Raw genomic sequence first — 10,103 nt, forward strand, 5'->3', positions numbered from 1 at the left:
CACGGCTCTGGCGCGGGACACGATGCCCACCTGTGCACCCCTCTACATCGCAGGCCCCGCGCCTGTGATCAGGGTACGGGCGCGGGGCGGTGGGGTTCCCTCGCTACCGGCGTCCGCGGAGCCGCTGGTCGGCGTAGTGCTGGGTGCCCAGCCCCTCTCCGGCGGGGTCGGCCAGCTCTGTCAGGGCGTGCACCACGGCGTCCATCCGGTCGGGGCTGTCCATGCCGGGCAGCCAGGTGACCATCTGCCGCTCCAGGTCGGGAAACTCTGCCAGATGGTGCACCTTGCCCTGTTCGTAGAGCTGGGCGATGGGCTCGGCCCGCAACCTCTTGCCCTTCTTGGCGTCCACAGGAACGATCCGCGGCATCACCATGCCCTTGGTCGCTCCCTCCCGTTCCAGTTCCCTCCACGCCTGGACGACGACCTGGCTTACCGAGTCACCGCCGTAGTTCATCTCTACAGCGATGGCGTCCGCCTGGAGTTCCATGGCCAGCAGGCATGTCTCCCGGCCGCGGGCCTCGGCGGACAGTCGTGCGGATCGGTCGGCCAGCACGTAGTAGTGATCGTCGATGGAGCGGCCGGCGGCGACGATGCCGGATTCGTCATGGCTGGCGCTGCTGCCGCCTGCCGTGTCGAGGGCGACAACGACACGGGTGAGGTCGACGCCGCGGAACGCGACGGGGCTGATCCGGTTGCCCGTGATCCACGACCATTGCCAGACGCCGCCTTCAAGGGGACGGGGTTGCTGTTGGTAGAGGGCCCACCAGACGCGTTCACCGACGCCTTTGCGGATGCGGGCGAGGTCTTCGGTGTTGTACCGCTCGGGCCAAAGCGCTTCGCCGGGGGCGCGTCCCAGTGGGTCGTTCTTTGCCATGGCGAGGGCGGGGAGGTCGAGGACAGTCCATTCGTCGCCCTCGGTTTCCAGAAGGCGGCCGGAGAGGTCGTCGGGGTTCCATCGGGTATTGATGACGACCAGGCTGCCGTTGGGTTCGAGGCGGGTGAGGGCGACGGACTGCCACCAGTCCCAGACCCGGTCGCGCTGGGTCTGGGACTCTGCGTCGTCGGATCCCTTGAAGGGGTCATCGACTATGAGGCAGTTGTGGACGAGTACACCGTCAGCAAAGAAGTTGCTGTTGCCTTCCACTTGGATGTCATGGACTCGGACGCCCGGCGCGTGTACTCGGCGAACCATGGATACGGCGTCACCGCAGACTTGTGGTGCACGGCGTGGCAGGTGTAGCAGAGCAGGATGAGGTTCTCGACGCGGTTGTTGGCCGGGTCCTCGTCCAGGTGATGCACGATCAGGTTGGACCGCTGCGCGGGCGCACCGTTGCGCAAGTACTTGATCGGCTTGTAGGGGGTTGTGCAGGCGACGCAGGAGTCCTTGTCCCGTTCGAAGATGAGCGGGCGGGTCTCCTTGAACCACTTGCTGTAGCTGGTGCCGTCCTTGTAGTGCGAGTTCCCGGTCCCGAGCATGCGTATGGAGTGAGCCTTGTCCGCGCACGGTCGTGAGCAGTAAACCGTACGCGTGCTGAGAGGACGAAAGAACAGGCCACATATTGTGCACGGCTTCTCGGGATGGTTCCGGGAGTCGATGCGGCATTGCATTGAGCAGAACTTGTTGTTGCGCTTGCCAGGCATGGCCATGTCGCAGTTCTGGCACCGCCGGGCGTTCTTTATTGCGTGGTGCGCCTGCGAGTGCTCCTTGCAGCAGTAGAAAGCGAAGTGACCGCGTCGAAGGGCTTTGTTGTACTCGTGCCGCGGTTTCAGGAACTCTTCGCTGCACCACAGGCAGCGAAGCAGGATCTTTACCGACCGAACCTTGGCGTAGCAGGGGCGGCAGGAAGGCCCCCGGCCGTCTCGCCCCTTGTCCTTGCCGCACAGGATGCAGTGGCGGTTCGTCCGGGAGACCGTACGTACTAAGCCGGTTCCCGGGCCGTAGAGACGCGGCCGACCGGTAACCGGATCCAGGGACATAGAAGGGGTGATCTCTGGTAGCCCGTACTGTATGCCCACGAGCAGTGGTGACTTCGATGAGTCCATCGGTAGTGGTTGTCCTCGTTGCCAGAATCCGGCGCCATTCTGGTCGGCCGGTCGCATGGTTGAAGGAAAGAACTCGCGGCTTGACTTCCATCGCCACCAGTTCTGACATGGGAATTCTACCGATTTCCGTAGTGACTAGGGTTTGGTCAGGGAAACAGTTAGCTCCTTTTCCTGTGAGTCCTCCGCCTACGCCAGCGGTGACCATGCCGCCTTCGTGGCCAGCGATGTCGAAGCGGTTGGCGGCGTGCGAGGCGGGGTTGAGGGAGATGCCCAGGACGCTTGCGTAGCCGGTGATGGTGTCGCGGATCCACCGGCCGTGGTCGTCGGCAAGGGTGGCGCTGTAGGAGGCGAGCATCAGCCGGTGGTCGGGGTTCCTCCGCAGGTACCAGACTGGTGCCCAGCGCGACGCTCGGCGGCTCTTGCCGTGCCGCGGAGGCATTGTCAGCATCACTTTGACCCGTTCGCCCGCCGCGATGCGCTGGAACGCCTGGTCGACGAGGTCGAGGTGACGGGCCTGCATCTCCTTGCCGTTGGTCAACACGGCTGCCATGGCACCGGGTGATCGGTCCATGGCGATCTCGCGCTCCACAGCCAGAAGCTGAGATCGAAGCTCCGGAGAGGCCTGCCTGGCTATCTCAAGGCGTTGCTGGTCCGGCAATGTCCGGTACGCCTCGAGAATGTCACTGTTCGTCGTCACTGGCGTCCTGCTCGTCGCCGGGCACACGAGAAGGCGCGATGCCGAGGCCGATGAGGGCTTCGAGTTCTGCGCTGGTGGCCTGGCTCATCTGGAGGGGGCCGCCGCCGGCGCCGGTGAGTTCGGCCTTGGCGGGCATGTCGAGGCCGTTGAGCTTGGCGCGGCGGTCCATGAGGCGCAGGACGGTGTCGACGGCCCGCATGTCGAGTTCCTCCCCGATGACGTTGCCTTCCTTGTCGAAGACCGGGGAGGGCTGTGTGGCGCGGGGCCAGGCGGCTTCGAGGAGCGCGTCGAGGCGTTCGTTCTCCTGCTGGCGGTAGATGCCGACTTCGGCGGCTTCCTCGGCACGGTGCGCTTCGAGGGCGCGGGTGAGGTCGCGGCGTGCGGCGTTGGGGCTGCTGTAGCCGAGGGCTTCGACGCGGGGGTCGTCGTAGCGGACGCCTTCGCGGCGCAGCTTGAGGAGGGCGGTGCGGCGAACAGCGACTTCGTCGAGCTTCAGTTTTGACCAGGCCATGGCGGTGGGGCTCCCGCTCGTGTGTGTGGTTGTCAGGCCCCGCGCCTGTCACGATGATCGCCGATTTCCGCCCGTCTGTTCCCCCTGGCGGGCCCGGCTGGCGTTCGGCGGGGCCCGTTACGGGCGGGGCTACTTGATGTTGCCCGCGAAGATCGCCGCCTGGGCTTCCATGGACGGCGCCATCTCCACCTGCAAGTACTGCTGATTCTTCGGCATCTCGCAGGCGACGGTCGCTTTCGCTGTGCGGCCCGGCTGGAGGCGCATTGAGGGCACCCCTTCGAGTCCGCGCTCTGAGTCGAAGATCTGTTCCGATGTGCGGCTCTCGTCGCCGTAGTAGCACATGACGTAGCCGGTCCCGATGTCCACGATGGACTGCGACTTGTTGTTGATCTCGACGGTGAAGGCGACGTAGGGCGTGCCCGATGGCGCGGCCGTGTCGGAGGAAACGCCGCGCTTGTAGTCCGACAGCTGCACTTCGACGCCGTCCTGGTACGAGACGCCGTCCGTCAGTCCCATGACTTTCGGCTCGGTGTCCTCGGGGGTCGGTTCGGGTTCCTCGTCGGCTGTGACCGTTTCGTCGACGGGGTCGCTGGTCTTTGTTGTGGATGCGGTGTTGTCGTCGTCGCGGGAGTTGGAGACGACTATGCCCGTGCCGATGATTGCGGCGATCACGGCCACGGCCGATCCGATGATAATCGCGTTGGTGCGGTTCTTTTTGGTTGCCGGAGGCTGCGCCGGGGCCGGGGGCGGGAAGTCGGGCGGTGGCGGCGTGTGGGTCATGGTCCCCCCAGGTGGTGGTGTGTCTGGTGGGCATCATGCGGGGTGTGGTGATCGCCTGGTGGCGGTGTGATCGGTTCGTGACACGGGGTACGGGTCGGCCCCGCTCCCTGGGGGTGGGAGCGGGGCCGACTGGTGCTCCGCTGACGGGTGCGGAGCTGGTGTGTGTGCACGGCCCGGGATCTCCCATGGGGCGCGGGGACGCTCAAGGAGGTCCGGGCCGTGCAGTTCTGATCGTGCCGTACGGAAGCGGGTTTGTCTGAGGTGCCTTCCCCCTGGGCTCGGTCAGGCAGCTGCGTCCTCGTGCGAGGGCCGGCCGAGGCCGACACGGACGGACTTGCCTTCCGCGACGCGGTGGAGTTTCCCGGCTGCTTCGAGGCGTCCGAGGGCGTTGGCGAACGTTCCGTCCTTCAGGCCGGTCGCGGCGAGGAGTTGCGCCCGGTCCATGTAGGCGATGTCGAAGTCGCCGGGTTCGATGTCGCTGGAGCCGTCGAGGTACTCCAGGTGGAGGGGGTCGGCTTCGTCGCGCAGCGCGGTGATGATCTTCTCTTCGGCGGTGGGTTCCTTCTTCTGGAAGTCGACGCCGGGGGCGATGACGGGTCGGTCATCGCTGTCGTCGCTGCTCGTGCCGTCTTCGAAGCCGGGCAGGGGGGTGTTGGCGAGTTCCTCCATGACGGTTTCGTCGCCCCACCAGGGGACATCTTCGGGGTGTGCGATCTGCTCGGGGCGGATGTGGGGGGTGGCGTCTTCGAGGGTGTCGATGCGCATCATGCCGGCGCGGCCGCCGGGGGCGGCGAGGTAGCCGAGGCCGAAGGTGCGGCGGGGGTCGTCCTCGGGGATGTCGGGGTCGTAGATGAGGGATTCGTCTTCGGTGGGCCAGACGGCGGGGATGTTGGAGGGGTCGATTCCTTCGAAGCCGGGCGGGAGGTCGCCGAGGTTGACCTGGTCGGAGTCGGTGCGCAGGATCAGCCAGGCGCCGCCGGCGAGGAGGTTGGCGCGGATGGCTTGCTCGCCGCCCATCTGGTCGAGGTTGACGGTCTGGGTGACGAGGACCCAGGGCATGCCGAGGGAGCGTCCGAGGGAGGCGCCGGCCTTGACGATGTGGACGGCTTCGGCGCGGTTGGGGACTTTGGGGCCGAGCATCTGGGGGGCTTCGTCGAGGATGGTGGGGCACCAGGGGCGCATCTTGGAGGGCTGGAAGTTCTTCAGGTCGAGCTTGGCGGCCTCGGCGACGCGGTGCTGGAGGACGTGGTAGGAGAGGCGCATGGCGCCGAGGGCGCCGTAGCGCTGGAGGCCGGAGTGGGCGGCCATCTTGGGGATGGCGGGGTTTGATGCGCCCTTGGGGTCGGCGTAGATGATGGCGGCGCCGTTGGCGTGGTAGCCGAGGCTGACGACCTGGACGGCTCCGCCTTTGCCGCTGCCGGTGGTGCCGGCGATGACGAGGTGGAGCGCGCCGAGTTTGGGGTCGAACATCTGGAAGCGTGCCGGATGCCCGGAGATGATCTTTCCGATGGGGAACCAGCCGCCGGCGGAGGCCTTCAGGGAGTCCAGGCCCTGGAAGTCGTGCCCGGCCTCGAGGGGGTTGGTGTCCATCACGCGGATGATGGCCTTGCGGACGTTGTTGAAGTTCGGTTCGTAGGAGATGAGCAGGGGGGACTTGCGGAGGTCGCCGGCGAGGTCGGTGAGGTCGGGTGCCTTGAGGGCGCCGCGCATGTCGTCGTCGGCGACGACCCAGGCGGCTTGGCCGCCGGTGTTGGGGTCGTCGGTGACGTTTTCCAGGTGGGTCTTCGGCATGGAGCCGCCCGAGCAGGCCACGCGCTTCTTCCAGGCGCCGGCGAGGGTGTTCGGGTCGAGTTCGGCGGGCGCCGAGTAGGAGACGGTGATGAGGGCTTCACCGGCGTGGGCGCCGTGCTCGAGGCTGATCCAGCCTGCGTTGACCCGGTACACGCTGGACACGGCTTCCTTGCTGACGGTCACGGAGGCGCCGGCGGGGGCGATGACACGGCCGGTCCAGCGGTCGGTGTAGACGGTGACGTCGGCGAGGATCTGGTGCTTGTGCTGGCCGCTGTCGGGGTTGGAGATGTGCGCTTCCCACGCGGCGAGGATCTGGTCGGCGAGGGTGACCGGGCCGGGAATGGTCTGGTTGACGGGGGCCGTGCCGGGCGTGGCGGTGGGGGTGGGGCGCTTGCGGCCGAGGACGCGGCGGAGCTTGAGCGGGACGAGGGCGACAGAGATCCACCAGCCGAGGGAGAGGATGCCGGGGACGGTGGTGGGCTGGAGGGCGCCGGCCATGAGGAGGTCGGTGGCTTCGGGGCCGCCGAGGGTGCCGAGGCCGAGGGCCATGCCGGTGGTGATGGTGGAGATGCCGAGGGTGTCGCGGTGTGCGCGGGCGATGTCCATCATCGGCAGGTCGTTGGCCCAGCTGCCGAGGCGGTTCATGTAGTTGAGGCCGACGAAGGCAGCGCCGGCGAGGTAGGTGGTGCCGGCGGCGGTGGCGGCGGACGGGTCGAGCAGGGGGGCCAGGGCGCCGGTTGCGATGGGCAGCACGCACTGGCCGATGGCCGCGAACCGTTCCGCTGTTTCAGCGCGGGGCGCGGAGTGGATGTTCGTGGTCATGGGGGTGGATGCTCCTTCGCAGGGTGGGGTGGGGAGGCCCCCGTGCCGGGGGCCGTGGATGGGGTGGGTGGGTTATGCCTGTTCGAACCAGTCGCGGGAGACGTTTGCGAGGCCGTCGACGCCGGAGCGGTCGAAGGCTTCCTGGAACCCGCCGTGGGTGGCGCGGGCCTGGTCGCTGACGGCGGTGGCCTGCCGGGCGGTGTCCTTGCCCTTGGCGGCGTAGGTGATGATGCCGTCGGAGAGGCCGCGGAGGACCTTGGACAGTTCCTGGGAGTCGGCGAGGGTGTCCTTGTCGACGGACTTGGCGCCCATCTGGTCGCACTCGCGGCGGGCTTCCTTGGCTTCTTCTTCGATGACCTTCGCGGCGCGTTCGATCTGCTCGGCGTTGGTGGCGATCCTCTTCTGCATCCGCGTGATCTTGGTTTGGAGTTGCTTGTAGGTGAGTTCGCTGGCCATGAGGGGGCTCCTTCAGGGGGTCAGGCCGCAAGGCGGGTGTCGGTGGGGGTGACGCCGCGGTCGGTGTAGAACTTCAGCTCGGCCGGCTTGGTCTCGTCGGAGTCGACGACGGCCTGGTAGAGCGGCGTGTACCGGGTCTGGACGTTGGACAGCACGGCCTTGGCGAAGTCGTGGGCCTTGCTGGCGCGGGTATGGACTTCGTCGGCCTCGTCGGCCTGGGCCTTGGCCTTGTCGGCCAGCTTCTGGAGTTCGCCGGCGAGCTTGTGGCCGCCCTTGACGGACTTTGCCTGCTCGAGGAGCTTGAGGCAGTCGTCGGCTTGTTCGCGGGCCTGCGTGGTGAGGGACTTGGTGGCGTCGGCGACCTTGGCGAGGCCGTCGATCCGGCCTTCGAGGCGGCCCTCGTACTGCTTGAACGTGCGCAGTTCGCTGCGCTTGACGGACGACTTGATGAACCCGGTGCCCAGGGTGATGGTGTCGGTGTTGATGCCCTGGGCCTGGATCGGGGTGGCGCTGCCCATGAACGGGTCCTCCATCGGTCGGTGGTCGTCTTCGATGACGACGGTGTGGCCCTGGCTCGTCGCCTTGAGGGGTTCGCGCTGGGCGGGGTCCTTGCGGGCTCCGTCCTGCTGTTGCTGGCCGGGCTTGGGTGTGTGGCGGGCGTGCTCTTTGTCGAGGCGGTCGTGTTCTTTGGCGTTCTCGGCTTTCTTGTCGTGGTAGCCGTCGACCGCGCCGTCCTTGTACGCCTTGACGTGGTCGATGACGTTGCGGACGGCGCTGCCGTCGCCGTGGCCGGTCTCGCGGGACTTCTGGAGCGGGGTGCGGGGGTCGGAGCGGGTGGGGTGGGGGCCGTTCGGCGTCTTGTTGCCGTTGGGCTTGTGTCCCGTACCGGGGGCCGGGGCGCCCGGGGAGCCCGTCTTGCCGCTGGCTCCGTCCTTGCCGTTGGGCCCGGTCTTGCCGCTGCCACCGGTCCCGGCTCCGGCTCCCTTACCGGCCGGGCCACCCGTTCCCGTCCCGGGTGCGGCGCCGTTGCCCGCACCGGTGTGCTGCCCGTTCCCCTTGCCGGAGTCCTTGCCGCCCGTGGCGGGGGCGTCGCCCTTCTTGCCACCGGCAGAGTTCCGGATGGGAGTCGTGCCGCCGCCCGCGCCGGACGTCCCGGAGCCGGCGTGGTGCGATCCGCCGCCGCCCTTGCCTCCAGCGGTGGGCCCCTTCCCGCCCTGGCCGTGGGAGCCGTGGGAGCCGTTGCTGTCGGTCCCACCAGCCCCGCGGCCTCCCCCAAGACGTCCTCCACCAGCACCGCCTTGGCCGCCACCGTTCGACCGGTTCCCGCTGGAATTCACCGGTCCCTTACCGGACGAATCACGGCTGCCCTTGCTGGGGGCGTCCTTGCTTCCGGCGCCGGATCCGCCGGTATTCCTGATGGGCAGACCACCGGATTTCGTCACGGTGGTCGTGCGGGATTCCTTGACTTGGTGTGCCTGTGCTTTTGCTTTCTTCAGGTCGAGGCGCTTGTTCGCTGTTCCGCCGCCTTTCGCCCAGCGGGTCGCGGCGGCCAGCAGCATTTCCTTCCAGACGCTGCGCTTGTGCCGGGCACCGGCGTGGTCGCTGCCTTTTGCGGCTTTGTCGGCGGCGTCCCGGAAGGCTGCGGAGGTGAGGCCGGGCGCGGAACGGTCCAGGGCGCCGTCCGTGGCGCTGCCGGGCTGGCTGTCGCCGTGGCCGGCGGTGGCCCCGGTGGTGGGGCGCGCGGGTTCGACGGCGGCCACCATGGAGGCCAGGAACCCCTTGGCGGGCTGGTCGCCGGTGGCTGCCTGGCCGGGCGGGTCGGGCGGCCCTGGGACCACCGCGGGTGCCGTGCCTGTCGACATCAGTCCTCACTCTCTGTAGCTTCATTCCTCATTCACTCACCGTCGAGAGCCCCGGGCGGACGGTCCCGGGGGGTGTGCTTCCGGGGCTTTCAGCGGTGTGAGTGAGTGAGGAATGAACCAGGGCGGTTACGCTGCGTTGGTCTTCTTGCCGCGGTTGGCGGCGACTCCGACGAGGAGGGCGAGGCCGGTCCCGATCCCGATCAGGGCGCCCGGGGAGATACCTCCCTCGTGGTCGCCGGCGTCGGTCGCGGAGGCGGCCTGCTGCATGTCGGTGCTGCTGCCGTTGGTGCCGTACTGGGCGCGGCAGCCCTCCAGCACGGAGGCGTAGGTGACCCCGAGCTGCTTGCCGATCAGGCCCTTGTCGGCGTTCACGCAGGCCTGGATCTGCTTCTGCTGCTCCGCGCTCTGCGTTTCCAGGATTTCCTGGTTGGTGGCGCTCGCCTTGTTGAGTTCCTTCTGAAGTTCCAGGGCGATGAGGTCGCGCTTGTACTGGAGTTCCTGCGCCTTGATGTCGGCGGCTGCGGTTTCGGCGGAGTAGTGCTGCCAGGTGAGGAGTCCGCCTCCGGCGAGGACGGCGGCACCGATGGTGAGGGCGGCCTTTCCGCGGCGGGTGAGGCCCGGCTGAACCTGCTGAATGACGGGGGTTCCGTAGGGGCCCCAGGTTTCCGTATTGATGATGTCGTCGAATTCCGGGTCGGGGGTTCCGGGAGTGTTGTGCATTTCTTATTCTCCGTTCGCTCGGGCCTTGCGTGAGGCGCTGACCAGCAGGTTTTCGACGGTGGCCAGGGTTTGGCCGGGGAGGTCGTTGAAGGTGAAGAAGCTCATGTGGATGCCGGCGTCGGCGAGCGCGGCCTGCATGTAGGCGACGGCCCGCTCACGGGTGTGGGGGGTGACGTGACCGGTCTTCTCAAGGAGGGCCTGGGCGCCGCGGATGCACATGCGGCCGGTCGGGGAGACGTCGAGGGACTGGCACCAGCCGTACCGGTGGAGGACGTCGAGGGTCTGTTCGAGGTGGGTGGAGGGTCGTTGGGGGGTGGGGTTCTGCCACCAGCCCAGGCCGGCCATGGCGCGGCGGAGGGTGGCGGGGAGGAGGCGGTGGTGCCAGGGGGGTGCTTCCGGTGCCGTCGGCAGGACCGGAAGC

9 protein-coding genes and 1 pseudogene are annotated in these 10,103 nt (G+C 67.9%); all 10 read right to left on the reverse strand.

Features of this window, described 5'->3' with window-relative positions; translation table 11 throughout:
• Positions 1–103: 103 nt before the first annotated feature.
• A complete protein-coding gene (locus CCN42_RS44170; RefSeq protein WP_245877150.1) occupies positions 104–1,144 on the reverse strand; it encodes a phage terminase large subunit family protein in 1,041 nt (346 codons plus the stop codon).
• On the reverse strand, positions 1,087–1,476 hold the full coding sequence (locus CCN42_RS44175; RefSeq protein ID WP_245877151.1) for an HNH endonuclease: 390 nt from the start codon (positions 1,474–1,476) through the stop codon (positions 1,087–1,089). The genes CCN42_RS44170 and CCN42_RS44175 overlap by 58 nt, the downstream gene beginning before the upstream one ends.
• A 508-nt stretch (positions 1,477–1,984) precedes the next feature.
• Positions 1,985–2,614: pseudogene (locus CCN42_RS46055) on the reverse strand (hypothetical protein); the annotation flags it as partial.
• A 109-nt stretch (positions 2,615–2,723) separates the two neighbouring features.
• Positions 2,724–3,251 carry a hypothetical protein gene (locus CCN42_RS04960; RefSeq protein ID WP_086733242.1) on the reverse strand — a complete coding sequence of 176 codons (528 nt, stop codon included), beginning with the start codon at positions 3,249–3,251 and terminating at the stop codon, positions 2,724–2,726.
• Between the two features lie 129 nt (positions 3,252–3,380).
• A complete protein-coding gene (locus CCN42_RS04965) occupies positions 3,381–4,031 on the reverse strand; it encodes a hypothetical protein (protein ID WP_086733243.1) in 651 nt (216 codons plus the stop codon).
• 282 nt (positions 4,032–4,313) lie between these two features.
• The gene (locus tag CCN42_RS04970; RefSeq protein WP_086733244.1) at positions 4,314–6,644 is read right to left on the reverse strand and encodes a type IV secretory system conjugative DNA transfer family protein; all 2,331 of its coding nucleotides are present in this window, start codon (positions 6,642–6,644) and stop codon (positions 4,314–4,316) included.
• A gap of 72 nt (positions 6,645–6,716) precedes the next feature.
• Complete coding sequence (locus CCN42_RS04975) at positions 6,717–7,100, reverse strand: hypothetical protein (protein WP_086733245.1); 384 nt, start codon at positions 7,098–7,100, stop codon at positions 6,717–6,719.
• A 20-nt stretch (positions 7,101–7,120) separates the two neighbouring features.
• The gene (locus tag CCN42_RS43665) at positions 7,121–8,962 is read right to left on the reverse strand and encodes a hypothetical protein (protein ID WP_211294632.1); all 1,842 of its coding nucleotides are present in this window, start codon (positions 8,960–8,962) and stop codon (positions 7,121–7,123) included.
• A 126-nt stretch (positions 8,963–9,088) separates the two neighbouring features.
• Positions 9,089–9,682, reverse strand: coding sequence for a hypothetical protein (locus CCN42_RS04985; protein WP_086733246.1), 594 nt, complete (start codon positions 9,680–9,682; stop codon positions 9,089–9,091).
• Positions 9,683–9,685: 3 nt separating this feature from the next.
• The coding region (locus CCN42_RS04990; RefSeq protein WP_339384450.1) for a DUF6197 family protein at positions 9,686–10,103 on the reverse strand (418 nt) is incomplete at its 5' end.

This window comes from Streptomyces glaucescens, assembly GCF_002154375.1.
GTDB classification, from domain to species: domain Bacteria; phylum Actinomycetota; class Actinomycetes; order Streptomycetales; family Streptomycetaceae; genus Streptomyces; species Streptomyces glaucescens.